Below are 15,416 nucleotides of genomic sequence, written 5' to 3'. Positions count from 1 at the left end.
AATGGAGGCCAAGCCTCCATTGAAGATTCTAAAAATTAGAAATTAACGCCGCATGGTAGCACAATTAATGCACATCACGCCAATATTCTTTCTTCAATAGAACAACCACGATAGTAAATAGCACAAGGAATGCCATTACCCACCAACCTAAAGTTTGACGCTCAAGCTTGACTGGTTCTGCTGAATATTCAAGGAAGTTAACAATGTCACGGACCGCTTCATCATACTCACTTTGGCTCAGCTCACCCGTTCCATCAGACTCGGCACCAATAACAGCCTTGACTTCCTCGCCATTGACAAGATGAGTACCATAAACTGGTTGTGGGATCCCTTGTAGCTCTTCAAGCACATGAGGCATACCGACACTTGGGAATACGATGTTGTTTACGCCAAAGGGCCGGCTAGGATCGGCATAAAATGAACGAAGGTAAGTATACAACCAATCTGTTCCTCGAACACGAGCCACAAGCGTTAAATCTGGTGGTGGTGCACCAAACCATTTCGCTGCCGACTTATCTGGAATCGCATTCTCCATCAGTTGACCAATTTTGGCATTCGGATCAAAAATCAAATTCTCTTTCATCAAATCCGAGGGAATATTCAAATCATTCGCTACACGCTCATAACGCTGGTACTGAGTTGAGTGGCAACCAAAACAGTAGTTCATGAATAGCTTTGCACCATGCTGCAGTGATGCTTGATCTGTTAAATCATTATTTGCTTTATCTAAATGTACATTTGCGCCAGCTGCCAAAGCAAGAGATGGCAGCATTGCAAACAAAATTACAATCCACTTTTTCATTTAAATGTCACCCTCTCTGGTAATGGTTTCGTTGCTTCATTTTTGCTGTAGAAGAACAACAAAACAAAGAACATGAAGTAACCAACGCTAAATATACGTGCAAGCATTGTGTAAGTGGCTGTCGCAGGTAACGCACCTAAAACACCTAACGCAATAAAGCAGATAGTGAACTGAATAATATTGATTAAGTGGAACTTACTACGATAACGGTAAGAACGAACCTTACAACGATCCAGCCATGGCAATAAGAACAACACCACAATCGATGCACCCATCGCAGCCACACCAATTAACTTATCAGGAACAGCACGTAAAATTGCATAGAAAGGCGTGAAATACCAAACAGGTGCGATGTGTGCTGGCGTTTTTAGTGGGTTTGCCGCTTCAAAGTTAGGCGGCTCAAGGAAGTAGCCCCCCATCTCTGGGTTAAAGAACAACACATAACAGAACAGGATTAAGAAACCGGCTACACCAATAAGATCTTTCACTGTCCCGTAAGGATGGAATGGAATCGAATCAATGATGTCGTATTTCTTGGTGTAGTAGTCGTGAAATTTAAACTGCGTTTTATAATCATCGCCCATCGACCCTTTTGGTACTTTGGTTTCGATACCGTCAGGGTTATTAGAGCCGACTTCATGCAGTGCTAATATATGGAGAACAATTAGCAACAATAAAACAATAGGTAAAGCAATCACATGCAGTGCAAAGAAACGGTTCAGAGTGGCACCTGAAATAACGTAGTCACCACGTATCCATAGAGTTAAATCATCGCCGATAACGGGGATTGCACCGAACAAAGAGATAATAACTTGCGCTCCCCAATAGGACATTTGTCCCCATGGTAGCAAGTATCCCATAAAGGCTTCGGCCATCAACACTAAGAAGATCAGCATGCCAAATAGCCATAGCAGCTCACGAGGCTTCTGATAGGAGCCGTAAATTAAGCCACGGAACATATGTAGATAAATCACCACAAAGAAAGCTGAAGCGCCAGTGGAGTGCATATAGCGCAGTAACCAACCATACTCAACATCACGCATTATGTATTCAACAGATGCAAAAGCCCCTTCACCTGATGGCACATAGTTCATGGTTAGCCACACGCCAGTGAGCAGTTGGTTAACAAGAACCAACATGGCTAACGATCCAAACAAATACCAAAAGTTAAAGTTTTTCGGCATTGGATATTCAGATAGGTGTTTTTTGTAAGCGTTCATTGCAGGTAAACGCTTTTCTACCCAATCAAGTAAAACTTGCATTATGCAGCCTCCCCGGTCTCATCTAATCCTATGACAATACGAGTATCGCTAAGATACATATATTGAGGGATAACCAAGTTTAGTGGTGCCGGAACACCTTGAAAAACTCGACCCGCCATATCAAATTTCGAACCATGGCAAGGACAGAAAAAACCAGATTTAACCCCTTGAACTTGTTCACTAAAAGAATCAGGCAAATAAGTAGGTGAACAGCCAAGGTGAGTACAAATACCCACAGCAACGAAATATTCAGGTTTAATCGATCGATAAGCATTTTGCGCATAATTAGGCTGCTGCTGCTCATCCGATTGAGGATCTCGAAGTTGGTTTTCGATATCTTTTAGCCCATCGACCACTGATTGAGAACGACGAACAACCCAAACAGGTTTTCCTCGCCACTCAACACGAACCATTTGCCCCTCTTCAAGTTTACCGATTTCAACTTCAACGGGGGCTCCAGCCGCTTTGGCTTTGGCACTTGGGTTCCAAGATTTAATAAAAGGAACGGCGACAGCAGCGGCTCCTAACCCTCCGACAACGGCTGTTGTCGCGGTTAAGAAACGTCTGCGACCGTTATTTAAAGGCGCATTGCTCATCCAAACATTCTCCCATTTGCTCCCTGTGGATTATTATTCCGCTTATCAAGAGCATGGCTAACAAAATACGAATCTAGTTGTATTTATTTGATGGCAAATCATAAATAAAACCCTACTTTTTGACAAGATAAAGCTACCTTTTCGTAACATTCGTGAAGTAAATCGCACGTGAGGTCACAAAAGGAAGATTAAAGAGCAACAACCAAATGATGTGATTAAAAAAATGAGTGTTTGCTAACACCAAAAAACAAAAAGCCCGGTATAAATACCGGGCTTTTGAACCACAATCCAGTAACACTGGAAGCGAATCTTTTGAAAAAAGATTAACGCTTAGAGAATTGTGGTTTACGACGTGCTTTACGCAGACCAACTTTCTTACGTTCAACGCAACGAGCGTCGCGAGTAACGTAGCCAGCTGCACGTAGAACAGGACGTAGTGATTCGTCGTATTCCATTAGAGCGCGAGTGATACCGTGACGGATAGCACCAGCTTGACCAGAAATACCACCACCTTTAACAGTGATGTATAGATCTAGTTTCTCAGTTAGTTCAACTAGCTCAAGAGGTTGTTTAACAACCATGCGAGAAGTTGGACGACCAAAGTAAACATCAAGGCTACGCTTGTTGATTACAATGTTGCCGCTGCCTGGTTTAATAAAAACGCGTGCAGCTGAGCTTTTGCGACGGCCAGTGCCGTAGTATTGATTCTCTGCCATTTTCGAAATCCCCAATTAGATGTCTAGTACTTTTGGTTGTTGAGCAGCATGGTTGTGCTCAGCGCCAGCGTAAACTTTCAGCTTACGGTACATAGCACGGCCTAGAGGACCACGTGGTAGCATACCTTTAACCGCTAGCTCAATAACCATCTCTGGCTTACGAATAATCAGCTTGTCGAAAGTGATTGATTTTAAGCCGCCTGGAAATTCAGTGTGACGGTAGTAAGTTTTAGCTGCTGCTTTGTTACCAGTTACAGTAACTTTCTCAGCGTTTACAACGATGATGTAATCACCAGTGTCCACGTGAGGAGTGTATTCAGCTTTATGTTTGCCACGTAGGCGAGATGCAATTTCACTTGCTAGACGACCTAGAGTTTTACCCTCAGCGTCTACGATATACCAGTCGCGTTTTACAGTTTCTGGTTTAGCAACGAAAGTTTTCATGCTAATAATAACCCGTTAAATAAAATTTACACTAAAAGGAGCATTAAAATGCCCCCACTGTCTAAGAGTCCAAAGTTGCCCCTTCGAGCGTTTGGTTTCTCTCGGCCTCTCGTTTCACAGAAACAGGCCTGCAGTAACGGTGGGTCGCAGGATTATAGGGAAGTCAGTAGAAAAAATCACCTCTTTTTGAACAAAATCACGAATTTTTTATTTTGCTTTAAAAGTGTTCGGATTGAGCTAGGCCAGATGTTCCCTTGATAAATACTCATGACTTTGCATTTCAATTAACCGCGACTGACAACGTTTGAATTCAAACTCAAGTTGCCCATGCAGATACAGATCGTCCAGCGCCACTTCGGCGGAGATAATTACTTTTACATGTCGTTCGTAAAATTCATCAATCAACGCAATAAAACGCCGCGCTGCATCATCGATGGCGCGATCCATTTGCTTCACATCAGCCAACAGTACTGTGTGGTAAATTTTGGACAACTCAATGTAATCGTTTTGGCTTCTCGCCGTTTGACATAACTGTTCAAATGTCGCATGTAAAATACCATCACTAGCCTTTACAACAGAGAGGGTGCGATGATTGATTTCAATCTCACTGCGTGCTTCTTTTTTCTCGTCACCAACCAATTGCCGATAGTAATGTTGTAAATTGTGGCTTGCTGCTTCATCCAATGGATAGTGGTAAATTTCCGCTTGCTCTAATGTTCTTAAGCGATAATCAATACCACTATCGACGTTCAACACATGACAGTGTGATTCAATCAAAGCAATTGCAGGGAGAAAGCGTGCTCGCTGCAAGCCGTTGCGGTATAAGTCGTGCGGTGGAATGTTCGATGTCGCCACTAAGATAATGCCGCGCTTAAACAGTGCTTGGAACAAGGTACCCAAAATCATCGCATCGGTAATATCTGATACAAAAAATTCATCAAAACAGATAATTTCCGTTTCAGACTTAAAAATATCGGCAACCTTTTCCAAAGGCTCTTCAACTCCAGCCAGCGCCTTCAACTCATCATGAACTCGGTACATAAAACGGTGGAAATGCACTCGCATTTTGCGAGTGGTTGGCAGAGCCTCAAAAAACGTATCCATTAGATAGGTTTTTCCTCGCCCGACACCGCCCCAAAAATAGAGCCCTTTAGGTAAGTTAGGCTGTTCAGGTTGACGACCAAGCCATTTGGTCCAAACCGCGGAGGGCTTAACTGGTTGGTTAAGATAATCCTGAAACTGATGGTAGAGTAAATCCAGCGCATCGACGGCGCTTTCTTGGGCAAAGTCTCGTTGAAAACCGAGTTTTTTTACATCGTGTTCATATCGCTGTTTTGGTGTCATGACCGCCTACTGCACTAAAGAAAATGGAAACTGCTATTTCGTGTATTTCGCTTTATTGGCTAGAGCAGTCATAGTAACATGTCCAAGCGACGTGTGTAACCAACAGGTAAAAAACATGTTAAATAACAACAATAAGGAGCTGTTATGCCTTGGATATATGCCATTGTAGGCTTGCTAGTAGGGGCTGTGTTGGGAATGGTCATTTCACGATTGACTACGCCTCAATATAAAAACCAAAAGTCTCTACAAAAAGAATTAGATAACGCGAAATTTAGTTTGGAACAACAACGCCAAGAATTGTCGGATCATTTTGCTCAAGCGGCAGAAATACTCGATACACTAGGTAAAGATTATACAAAACTGTATCAACACATGGCCAAAACATCGTCTGAAATTCTGCCGAATATGCCAGAGCAAGATAACCCATTTATCAAAAAAATCGCTCTGCATAATGATACAGAGAAAAGCAACGATGACATTTTGGAACAGCCACCGAAAGATTATGCCAATGGCGCAACAGGGCTTTTTAATACCCCTAAAAAAGAGATCATTCATTCTGCAGACGTGGTTAAGGTGAAAGCCGTTTAATCTGAATTCATGAACTTTATAAAGGTTTTTGAGTCATAAACCTCACGAGAGTGTTGAAGTTTTGTCTTTCGTACAAATATTAAACTTCGAACACAGTTATTCCAAAGGAGCTTATGATGAAAAAACCTTTACTTCTTTTAACCGCTCTATCGTTAAGTTTAAGTTCAATCATCACCCCACTACCCGCAATGGCAGCGCTACCCTTTTCTGTCAGTGGTGAGCCACTGCCGAGCTTAGCACCGATGCTAGAGCAAGTGACACCAGCGGTTGTGAGTATCTCAGTTGAGGGAACTCAAGTCTCCCATCAACGTTTACCCGAGCAGTTTCGATTTTTCTTTGGTCCTGACTTCCCAATCGACCAATCGCAAGAGCGGCCATTTAGAGCATTAGGCTCTGGTGTCATTACTGACGCAGACAAAGGTTATGTTGTGACTAATTATCACGTCATCGATGGCGCTGATAAGATTCGCGTCAAACTATACGACGGCCGAGAATACGATGCGGAGCTCGTCGGTGGCGACAAAATGTCCGATATCGCGCTAATCAAACTCAAAAAAGCAAAAAATTTAACCCAAATTCGTATCGCGGATTCAGACAAACTGCGTGTAGGTGATTTCACTGTCGCGATCGGGAACCCGTTTGGTCTTGGTCAAACGGTGACTTCCGGCATTGTTTCTGCGCTAGGACGAAGTGGACTTAATCTTGAAAACTTTGAGAACTTTATTCAGACCGATGCCGCGATTAACAGTGGCAACTCTGGTGGTGCCTTAGTCAATCTCAATGGTGAATTGATTGGGATTAATACCGCGATTCTTGGGCCGAATGGTGGCAACGTTGGGATAGGTTTTGCAATACCATCAAATATGATGAAAAACTTGACCGAACAGATCTTAGAATTTGGTGAGGTAAAACGTGGCGTGCTCGGCGTTCAAGGGGGTGAAATAACCTCTGAACTGGCTGAAGCGCTAGGCTATGAGTCAAGTAAGGGGGCGTTTGTTAGCCAAGTTATCAAAGATAGCGCCGCCGATAAAGCAGGGATCAAAGCGGGTGATGTCATCACAGCTATTAATGGAAAAAACGTTTCTACCTTCAACGAATTAAGAGCCAAAGTGGCAACATTAGGTGCAGGTAAAAAAATCACAATCGATGTTATCCGCGATGGTAAAAGCAAGACCTTCGACGTAACCTTGAGTGAAAACGACACCACAACCAAAGCAGAGCAACTGCACTCGGGGTTGACTGGTGCGGCACTGACCAATACGACGGATCAAGACCCAATCGCTGGCGTTAAAGTGACTGCTATAGAGAAAGGGTCAGCGGCAGAAGCGTATCAACTACAAAAAGAGGACATCATCATTGGTGTTAACCGCCAACGAGTGAAAAACCTCGCACAATTACGCGAAATTTTGGAGAAAAAGCCGAGCATACTTGCGCTGAATATCCAACGAGGTGATAGAACCATTTACTTGGTTATTCGCTAATTAGTGAGAATCGCTTGTGGAGCGATCAGGGCAGCATTTGAATGCTGCCCTTTTCTTATTCAATCATGTAGTGCTATTCTTCCTCTCTCAAGCTCAGGTGTAAAATAAGCTGAGTATATAGCGGGTTTTGTTTGGGGAAGATATGCTTAACTTTTTACTTCGTTCAGTGGGGCTTGGGCTTCTCGCTGCTGTTGTTATTTTACTAGCGGTTCCCTCGCTACGTTCAAATGTTCTCCCGCAAATCGCGGCCGAAGAGTCTCCCAATGCGCTCTCTTTGCAAATTTCGTTTAACCAAGCCGTTCGCCGCGCCGCACCTGCTGTAGTCAATATTTACAACCAAAAATACACCGAAAGCGATCGCAGTAAACTGTCGATTCAAGGGTTAGGTTCTGGTGTGATTGTGAGCGAGAAAGGGTACATCATTACTAACTATCACGTAGTAGCCCAAGCAGACCAAATCGTAGCGGCCTTACAAGATGGCCGTCTCGCAGCAGCGCAATTAGTAGGCAAAGATCGACGCACGGATATCGCAATTTTGCGAATCGAAGGAACGAACCTTCCCGTTATTCCACAAAATCCCAATTACTCGGTGAAAGTTGGCGATGTGGTACTGGCCATTGGCAATCCATACAACCTTGGACAAACCACTACTTTTGGTATCATTTCTGCCACTGAACGTTCATCAGTCAGTACCGATGGACGTCAAGCTTTCATCCAAACTGATGCGGCCATTAATGAAGGCAATTCAGGTGGAGCTTTGGTCAACACTCAAGGAGAGCTCGTCGGTATTAACACGGCTTCGTTTCAACAAGCAACTGAAATGAAAACCGATGGTATATCATTCGCGATTCCTTACAAATTAGCCAATACCATTATGGAAAAAATCATTGCTGATGGACGCGTGATTCGCGGCTATATCGGTATTGATGGGCAAGATATTACTCCAGTAACATCTCGCCTACTTGGCAGTGAACATATTGGCGGCATAGTTGTGTTGGGCATTGACCCCAATGGCCCTGCGGAAACGGCTGGTTTTAAAGAGCGGGACATTATTCTAAAAATTGGCGGTAAAAAAATTAATGGTCGCAAGAGTGTGATGGAAATTGTCACTGACTTGCGCCCAGGTACCGTTGTCGATGTGCTCATCTTACGTAAAGGTGAAGAGATGACACTTCCCGTGACAATTGTTGAAGACCTACGCGAATAAAACTAAGCACCAAAAACAAAGAGACATAAAAAAGCCCCCAACTCACGAAGGGGGCTTTTATTTATAGACTTTTACTCTTGCTCAAGATCTGAACCACTAAGTTCTGATTCAATCTCAATTGCAGTAACACGTTGTAGCCCTCTCGGCAGTAAGCTACCTCGACGTCCACGCTCACCACGGAAGTTCTCTAGATCGCTGGCTTTTAAACCAAGTTTGCGTTTGCCGGCATAGAGCGTAATAGCCGATCCTTGAGGCAAGGAGATTAAGTGTGACACAAACTCTTCACGCTCTTTGGACTTAGCCGCAGGAATATTGATTATTTTGTTGCCTTTGCCTTTGGTTAGCTGTGGTAAATCTTTGATTGGGAATAGCAACATTCGGCCCTGATTCGTGATCGCTAAAATGTCATCAGACTCCAAATTACCGATGGCCTGCGGCGTCATTACCTCTGAGTTCTCAGGCAAATTAACTAAGGCTTTACCACTACGGTTTTTCGACAGCAGTTCACCACCTTTACACACAAAACCATAACCGGCATCCGAGCCCACTAACCAGAGTTGATCCTCTTCCCCCATAACTACTTGGCGAATAGACGAGCCCTCTGTGATGTTGAGACGACCCGTAATCGGCTCACCTTGACTGCGCGCCGAAGGTAGCGAGTGAGCTTCAAGCGAATAACTTCGACCATCGCTACCCAAGAATACGACCTGCTGATTGCTCTTACCACAAGCATGAGCCAAATACTGATCGCCGGATTTGTAGCTCAAACTTTGGCAATCCACATCATGCCCTTTGGCATGACGTACCCAGCCTTTTTCCGAAAGCACAACGGTGATCGCTTCACTTGGCACAAGGTCACGCTCAGTCAACGCTTTAGATTCAGCACGCTCAATCAGTGGTGAACGGCGATCATCACCGTACTTCTCAGCATCCGCTTTGATCTCTTTCTTCAACAATGTGTTCAAGCGACGCTCAGAACCAAGCAACTGCTCTAATTTTTCGCGCTCTTTGGCAAGCTCATCTTGCTCACCACGAATCTTCATCTCTTCAAGTTTGGCTAAGTGGCGAAGTTTGGTATCTAAAATCGCATCGGCTTGAATAGCACTAATACCAAACCGGGCCATCAATACCGCTTTCGGTTCATCTTCAGTACGAATGATTTCAATCACTTCATCAATATTCAGATAAGCAATGAGCAAACCTTCCAAGATGTGCAAACGCGCCATGACTTTATCAAGACGGTACTGTAAGCGGCGGCGAACCGTGGTGCGACGAAACTCAATCCACTCAGAAAGAATGGTCACTAAACCTTTCACTTCAGGACGATTGTTTAAGCCAATCATGTTCAAGTTAACACGGAAGCTTTTCTCTAGATCGGTTGATGCGAACAAGTGGCTCATCAACAAGTCACAATCTACGCGGTTAGAACGCGGCACAATAACAATACGCGTAGGGTTCTCATGATCCGATTCATCGCGTAAATCTTCAACCATTGGCAATTTCTTCGCGCGCATTTGGTTAGCGATTTGTTCGAGCAATTTAGCGCCTGAGACTTGATGAGGTAATGCTGTGATCACAACATCACTCCCCTCTTTATGCCAAACCGCGCGCATTTTGATACTGCCGCGACCTGAGCGATATATTTTCTCAATTTCAATTCTGGGTGAAATAATTTCCGCTTCGGTCGGATAATCTGGCCCTTGCACGTACTGCATCACATCATGCAGTTGCGCTTCCGGGTTATCGATCAGGTGAATCGTCGCATCGGCAATTTCACGCACATTGTGTGGCGGGATATCGGTCGCCATACCCACCGCAATTCCCGTGACACCATTGAGCAAAATATGAGGTAAACGCGCCGGCAGCATTTGTGGTTCTTGCATTGTGCCATCAAAGTTAGGCTGCCAATCAACGTTGCCTTGTCCAAGCTCACCCAGTAAAACTTCAGCGAATTTAGACAGTTTCGCTTCGGTATAACGCATCGCCGCGAAGGATTTTGGATCGTCCGGAGCACCCCAGTTACCTTGACCATCCACCAGTGGATAGCGGTAAGAAAAGGGTTGTGCCATTAATACCATCGCTTCGTAACAGGCCGAATCACCGTGCGGGTGGTATTTACCGAGCACGTCACCAACGGTACGCGCTGATTTTTTGTACTTGGCTGACGCCGAGAGTCCAAGCTCCGACATCGCATAAATAATACGTCGCTGTACCGGTTTTAAACCATCGCCAATATAAGGCAGTGCGCGGTCCATGATGACGTACATCGAATAATTGAGATAGGCGTCTTCAGTGAACTTACGCAGCGGCAGTTTCTCAACACCATCAAAGGTTATTTCAGTTGACATTTATTGCACCTCTGCCATATCGCCATAACGTTGCAACCATGCGCGGCGGTCATCTGCACGCTTTTTACCTAGCAACATGTCCATCATCTCATCCGTTGCTTCAGCATCATCAATGGTCAGTTGAACCAAGCGGCGCGTGTTTGGATCCATCGTTGTTTCACGCAATTGAAGCGGATTCATTTCACCCAAACCTTTAAATCGCTGTACGTTGATTTTGGCTTTTTTCTGGCTAAGTCGCTCTAAAATGCCCTCTTTTTCAGCATCATCGAGTGCATAAAAGACCTCTTTGCCGCAGTCGATCCGATACAAAGGAGGCATCGCAACAAAAATATGACCCGCTTTGACTAATGCTCGGAAATGTTTGGTAAATAAGGCACAAAGCAAGGTGGCAATATGTAAACCATCAGAGTCAGCATCCGCGAGAATGCAGATTTTACCGTAACGCAATCCATCGAGATCGTCGTTATCAGGATCAATCCCAAGCGCAACAGAGATATCATGCACTTCTTGTGAAGCCAGCACTTGGTCTGCCGACACTTCCCACGTATTTAAAATTTTCCCACGCAGTGGCATAACCGCCTGAAATTCGCGATCGCGCGCTTGCTTAGCACTGCCACCTGCTGAATCCCCTTCGACAAAGAAGATTTCCGTGCGGCTCAGGTCTTGCACTGAACAGTCGGTCAATTTACCGGGGAGCGCGGGGCCCGATGCGATTTTTTTCCGTACCACTTTTTTGCTGGCTCGCATGCGGCGATGCGCATTGGCAATGCACACTTCGGCAAGTAATTCAGCGAGTTGTGGTTTTTCATTCAGCCATAAACTAAAGGAGTCTTTTATCACACCTGAAACAAAAGCCGCGGTTTGACGTGAAGAAAGGCGCTCTTTGGTTTGCCCTGCAAACTGTGGGTCTTGCATCTTAACCGACAACACATAAGAACAGCGGTCAAAGACATCTTCACCAGTTAACTTAACGCCACGCGGCAACAGGTTGCGGAATTCACAGAATTCACGCATCGCATCGAGCAACCCTTGGCGTAAGCCGTTAACGTGCGTACCACCTTGTGCGGTCGGGATTAAGTTAACATAGCTTTCAGTGATCATCTCACCACCTTCAGGTAGCCAAATCACTGCCCAGTTGGCCGCTTCAGTTTCAGCGACAAACTCACCCGTAAATGGCTCTTCGGGCAATAAGGTGTAACCCTTTACGCCTTCTGCGAGATAATCTTTTAAGCCGTCTTCGTAGTACCAACGGTGCTCAAGATTGTTAACCTTATCACTAAAGGTGATCTCGAGCCCCGGGCAAAGTACCGCTTTAGCGCGCAAATTATTGATTAGGCGAGTCACTGAAAAGTTAGGCGAATCAAAGTAGCTGGTATCGGGCCAAAAGTGGACACTCGTCCCTTTATTACGACGACCACAGGTACCAGTTACCGTCAATTCCTCGACTTTATTACCGTGCTCAAACGCCATTTCATATATTTGCCCATCACGGCGAACGGTCACTTCCACACGCTTGGATAGGGCATTCACTACGGAAATACCTACCCCATGTAAACCACCGGAGAACTGGTAGCTTTTGTTTGAAAACTTACCACCCGCATGCAATTTACAGAAGATAAGCTCAACGCCTGATATTTTCTCTTCAGGGTGAATATCAACAGGCATACCACGCCCATCATCGATCACTTCAAGTGATTGATCTGCGTGGAGAATAACTTGTACCTTGGAGGCATATCCGGCTAGCGCTTCATCGACACTGTTATCGATAACTTCTTGGCCTAAATGGTTAGGTCGCGCGGTGTCCGTATACATCCCAGGTCGGCGACGTACTGGTTCTAAACCATTAAGAACTTCAATGGCCCCAGCATTATATTGTTCAGTCATAATACGGAATGCTTTTATAGATAAATGATTCGTTACTTTTTCGGCAGTTTATCAATGATGTGCTTGTGATTAATTAACGACAACAACGCTGATTTTTTCAGCATTACAAACTGCAAAAGTATAGGTAGAACATAGTCTGGAAGAGCCTTGCTTATGTCAAGCGAGATAAGTAAGTTACAGGTAAAATTATGACTCCCCCCTCAATGAATCGGTCAGAGATCTAGGAATTCGATGATTTGTCGCGGATATCGCTCAAAGTTAACAAAACTATGATCGCCGCCAAATTCAACCGTCTGTTTTGCTCCCGCCAATTTAGCGACGGCTTGACGGTAATCTAAGACTTCATCGCCCATTTGTTGCAACAACCAAAATGACGTGACGTCATTAATTTTAACCTCTAATGCTTTGAGCTCTTCAATATGTTTCGCCTCTAGCCGATAGTGCTCTTGCGTGTAGGGGTTGACTTGTTCGCCTAAAAAATTGACCAATAATTCATACGGTTTGATTGCTGGGTTTATCACCACGGCACGAAAACCAAACAAATGGTTTAACCAAATAGACAAATACCCGCCTAATGAACTCCCCACCAGCGCAATACGATATTGATCTTGATGTTGATGAATAAGATCAAGTAGATATTCCGCAGCTTGCGCGGGAAAACTGGGTAACTTAGGCACCATCACTTTGATATCAGGACGCTGCATTTGGCAATACTTCACCATCACTTGTGCTTTGTGCGACAGCGGCGAGCTATTAAAGCCGTGAATATAAAGCAGCATAGGTTGACGAGTAGGCATCTCAGTATCCATTAGCGTTAAAATCCGGTTGGAATGCGCCGTTAGCTAAACGTTTGACTTGAGTTTCTATTTGACCATCAGCAGATAGCGTCAATTCACGCCATCCTGGGGAAGTACGATCCAAAGCAAAATCATCTGAATTGGGCTTAAATTGTACACAGGTCGAGGGAGTGGCCATCACTCGGACACCGTGATGGAGTTTATCCATATTTTGATGAACATGACCACACAGGACGGCTTTCACATTGCGATGTTGCGTGACGATATTCCAAAAAGCATCGCTGTCTTTAAGGCTATGTTGATCGAGCCAGGCGCTCCCCACCAATAGAGGATGATGATGCAGCACAATCAAGGTGTGTCGCTGATGGTGCGTCGATAATTTTTCGTCAAGTAAAGCCAATTGTTGATCGCTCAGCCGTCCATGCGGTACGCCCACAACTTGAGAATCGAGCATCACCATCTGCCAGTGTTCACCGAGTAATACATGCTCCGACTGTTGAATCTGCTCTGACGGGAATACGGCGCCCATATTGGGTTTAAAGTCGTGATTACCGGGAAGCCAAAAACAAGTTTTTTCTAATGAAGAAATACCACGAGAGAAACGAAGATAAGACTCAGCACTATGATCTTGCGAGATGTCGCCCGTAGCCAGAATTGCATCAAATTCAACATGTTGTGCGCAAATCTCCGCCACAACAGCATGAAAGCTATCTACCGTATTAACACTCAACAGGCTGCCATCATCCGGCGCAAACAGATGCGTATCGGTAATTTGTAGCAGCTTGATGCTGTCTGAATTGTCTAGAGTTGGCGACACGTTCAAAATTTATTAATCCAAATTGAATGACTAATTTTCATCTATGACGAAGACTAAATTGGAGCTCGGCTAATCCCGTGCTTTAAACAAAAAGTAAGCCAATCGCCTAAAAAGCGATTGATTTGCGCTTTCTCATCTTTTTGCATCATTTGTTCATTCGGGTAATCATAGCGAGCTTTGATCTGATTTATCCGCGCACTTGCACACACTTCGGAAACACGTGCATCGTGGTAAAGCCTGACAGACATCGACGGTAATGGAAATACTGAAACGTCATCACTCTGACAAATCTCCACTAAAGTTGTGTACTTTGTGACCTCTAGCACTTGTAATTGATAGGTCATTTGAGCAGCCTGATAACAGCGTAAGTCACCTACGCTCGGCTGACTTGGTAACAAAGCGTTCAATTTCGCGTAGTTAGTTTCGTACACACGCATTAATTCCGATAAATCAACGTGATACGGTTTTTTCAATGCTAATTCTGCCATTGCAATTGTAACTGTTGATAGTTTAGCTCTAACCATTGTAAAGCGATAATTGAGGCACCATTCTCAATTTGGCCGTTTTTCACTAAGCGGTAAGCCTCTTCACGGCTCATGACATGAACTTTGATGTCTTCACCTTCATAGTCAAGCCCATGTACGCCTTTAGCTTGCGTTGCATCGATTTCACCAACAAAGACATCGAGTAATTCAGAGCATCCACCAGATGATGGATAATAAGAGCTAATTTTTTCGATTCGGTTCACTTCAATTCCCGCCTCTTCCATCGCCTCTCGACGAATAACCTGCTCGGACGTTTCATTAGGGTCGATGACTCCAGCAACAATCTCCAGTTGCCAAGGATGGGCGTGCTCTAGGGCTCCAACTCGAATTTGCTCTATAATCACGACTTCATCACGCGCAGGATCATAAGGAAGCATAGCCGCAGCATGACCTCTTTCAAACATTTCTCTTTCAATCTCCTCACTCCATCCACCTTCAAACAACTTGTGTTTAAAGCGGTATTTCACCATGCGGAAAAAACCTTGGAACAGTGTTTCTTTTGAAATGACGTCCACATCTTGGGGCGTAAAAATGTTGTACTGTTTGTCAGACTGCTGCATTTGAAACCTCGCTCAGTGAATCTCA

At 44.5% G+C, this 15,416-nt stretch carries 15 protein-coding genes; 3 read left to right on the top strand and 12 right to left on the bottom strand.

Going from position 1 to position 15,416, the window contains the following annotated elements:
* Positions 1 to 64: 64 nt before the first annotated feature.
* From DD616_RS07530 to zapE, 6 genes are all read right to left on the bottom strand, one after another.
* A complete protein-coding gene (locus tag DD616_RS07530) occupies positions 65 to 802 on the bottom strand; it encodes a cytochrome c1 (RefSeq protein ID WP_208872134.1) in 738 nt (245 codons plus the stop codon).
* Complete coding sequence (locus tag DD616_RS07525) at positions 799 to 2,064, bottom strand: cytochrome b (protein ID WP_017046505.1); 1,266 nt, start codon at positions 2,062 to 2,064, stop codon at positions 799 to 801. The genes DD616_RS07530 and DD616_RS07525 overlap by 4 nt, the downstream gene beginning before the upstream one ends.
* Complete coding sequence (gene petA / locus DD616_RS07520; protein ID WP_010318038.1) at positions 2,064 to 2,660, bottom strand: ubiquinol-cytochrome c reductase iron-sulfur subunit; 597 nt, start codon at positions 2,658 to 2,660, stop codon at positions 2,064 to 2,066. Before petA ends, DD616_RS07525 begins: the two co-directional genes overlap by 1 nt.
* Before the next feature lie 323 nt (positions 2,661 to 2,983).
* On the bottom strand, positions 2,984 to 3,376 hold the full coding sequence (rpsI, locus tag DD616_RS07515; protein ID WP_010318040.1) for a 30S ribosomal protein S9: 393 nt from the start codon (positions 3,374 to 3,376) through the stop codon (positions 2,984 to 2,986).
* A gap of 15 nt (positions 3,377 to 3,391) precedes the next feature.
* A complete protein-coding gene (rplM, locus tag DD616_RS07510) occupies positions 3,392 to 3,820 on the bottom strand; it encodes a 50S ribosomal protein L13 (RefSeq protein WP_013856066.1) in 429 nt (142 codons plus the stop codon).
* Between the two features lie 237 nt (positions 3,821 to 4,057).
* Positions 4,058 to 5,164, bottom strand: a complete 1,107-nt coding sequence (gene zapE / locus DD616_RS07505; RefSeq protein ID WP_208872133.1) for a cell division protein ZapE — start codon at positions 5,162 to 5,164, stop codon at positions 4,058 to 4,060.
* A gap of 144 nt (positions 5,165 to 5,308) precedes the next feature.
* On the opposite strand from zapE, the gene zapG reads away from it, so the two are divergent.
* From zapG to degS, 3 genes are all read left to right on the top strand, one after another.
* Positions 5,309 to 5,752 carry a Z-ring associated protein ZapG gene (gene zapG / locus DD616_RS07500; protein ID WP_017046504.1) on the top strand — a complete coding sequence of 148 codons (444 nt, stop codon included), beginning with the start codon at positions 5,309 to 5,311 and terminating at the stop codon, positions 5,750 to 5,752.
* A gap of 116 nt (positions 5,753 to 5,868) precedes the next feature.
* A complete protein-coding gene (locus tag DD616_RS07495; RefSeq protein WP_208872313.1) occupies positions 5,869 to 7,233 on the top strand; it encodes a Do family serine endopeptidase in 1,365 nt (454 codons plus the stop codon).
* Between the two features lie 142 nt (positions 7,234 to 7,375).
* The gene (gene degS, locus DD616_RS07490; protein WP_026027274.1) at positions 7,376 to 8,440 is read left to right on the top strand and encodes an outer membrane-stress sensor serine endopeptidase DegS; all 1,065 of its coding nucleotides are present in this window, start codon (positions 7,376 to 7,378) and stop codon (positions 8,438 to 8,440) included.
* Positions 8,441 to 8,511: 71 nt separating this feature from the next.
* Here the strand turns inward: degS and parC are convergent, their stop codons facing one another.
* From parC to nudF, 6 genes are all read right to left on the bottom strand, one after another.
* On the bottom strand, positions 8,512 to 10,788 hold the full coding sequence (gene parC, locus DD616_RS07485) for a DNA topoisomerase IV subunit A (protein WP_094147518.1): 2,277 nt from the start codon (positions 10,786 to 10,788) through the stop codon (positions 8,512 to 8,514).
* A complete protein-coding gene (parE, locus tag DD616_RS07480) occupies positions 10,789 to 12,672 on the bottom strand; it encodes a DNA topoisomerase IV subunit B (protein WP_017042666.1) in 1,884 nt (627 codons plus the stop codon).
* 212 nt (positions 12,673 to 12,884) lie between these two features.
* Positions 12,885 to 13,481 carry an esterase YqiA gene (yqiA, locus tag DD616_RS07475; RefSeq protein ID WP_013856059.1) on the bottom strand — a complete coding sequence of 199 codons (597 nt, stop codon included), beginning with the start codon at positions 13,479 to 13,481 and terminating at the stop codon, positions 12,885 to 12,887.
* A complete protein-coding gene (gene cpdA / locus DD616_RS07470) occupies positions 13,471 to 14,292 on the bottom strand; it encodes a 3',5'-cyclic-AMP phosphodiesterase (RefSeq protein ID WP_013856058.1) in 822 nt (273 codons plus the stop codon). Before cpdA ends, yqiA begins: the two co-directional genes overlap by 11 nt.
* 47 nt (positions 14,293 to 14,339) lie before the next feature.
* The gene (locus DD616_RS07465; RefSeq protein WP_017042669.1) at positions 14,340 to 14,774 is read right to left on the bottom strand and encodes a DUF1249 family protein; all 435 of its coding nucleotides are present in this window, start codon (positions 14,772 to 14,774) and stop codon (positions 14,340 to 14,342) included.
* Complete coding sequence (gene nudF / locus DD616_RS07460) at positions 14,762 to 15,391, bottom strand: ADP-ribose diphosphatase (protein ID WP_013856056.1); 630 nt, start codon at positions 15,389 to 15,391, stop codon at positions 14,762 to 14,764. Before nudF ends, DD616_RS07465 begins: the two co-directional genes overlap by 13 nt.
* Positions 15,392 to 15,416: the final 25 nt, after the last annotated feature.

It is taken from the genome of Vibrio anguillarum (assembly GCF_003390515.1).
GTDB classification, from domain to species: domain Bacteria; phylum Pseudomonadota; class Gammaproteobacteria; order Enterobacterales; family Vibrionaceae; genus Vibrio; species Vibrio anguillarum.
The sequence above is the reverse complement of the archived record's forward strand: the minus strand, read 5'-3'. Positions and strand labels throughout refer to the sequence as shown.

Coding starts and splice junctions, on each gene's coding strand:
- DD616_RS07530 (WP_208872134.1), bottom strand. CDS start 802: ATGAAAAAGTGGATTGTAATTTTGTTTGCAATGCTGCCATCTCTTGCT.
- DD616_RS07525 (WP_017046505.1), bottom strand. CDS start 2,064: ATGCAAGTTTTACTTGATTGGGTAGAAAAGCGTTTACCTGCAATGAAC.
- petA (WP_010318038.1), bottom strand. CDS start 2,660: ATGAGCAATGCGCCTTTAAATAACGGTCGCAGACGTTTCTTAACCGCG.
- rpsI (WP_010318040.1), bottom strand. CDS start 3,376: ATGGCAGAGAATCAATACTACGGCACTGGCCGTCGCAAAAGCTCAGCT.
- rplM (WP_013856066.1), bottom strand. CDS start 3,820: ATGAAAACTTTCGTTGCTAAACCAGAAACTGTAAAACGCGACTGGTAT.
- zapE (WP_208872133.1), bottom strand. CDS start 5,164: ATGACACCAAAACAGCGATATGAACACGATGTAAAAAAACTCGGTTTT.
- zapG (WP_017046504.1), top strand. CDS start 5,309: ATGCCTTGGATATATGCCATTGTAGGCTTGCTAGTAGGGGCTGTGTTG.
- DD616_RS07495 (WP_208872313.1), top strand. CDS start 5,869: ATGAAAAAACCTTTACTTCTTTTAACCGCTCTATCGTTAAGTTTAAGT.
- degS (WP_026027274.1), top strand. CDS start 7,376: ATGCTTAACTTTTTACTTCGTTCAGTGGGGCTTGGGCTTCTCGCTGCT.
- parC (WP_094147518.1), bottom strand. CDS start 10,788: ATGTCAACTGAAATAACCTTTGATGGTGTTGAGAAACTGCCGCTGCGT.
- parE (WP_017042666.1), bottom strand. CDS start 12,672: ATGACTGAACAATATAATGCTGGGGCCATTGAAGTTCTTAATGGTTTA.
- yqiA (WP_013856059.1), bottom strand. CDS start 13,481: ATGGATACTGAGATGCCTACTCGTCAACCTATGCTGCTTTATATTCAC.
- DD616_RS07465 (WP_017042669.1), bottom strand. CDS start 14,774: ATGGCAGAATTAGCATTGAAAAAACCGTATCACGTTGATTTATCGGAA.
- nudF (WP_013856056.1), bottom strand. CDS start 15,391: ATGCAGCAGTCTGACAAACAGTACAACATTTTTACGCCCCAAGATGTG.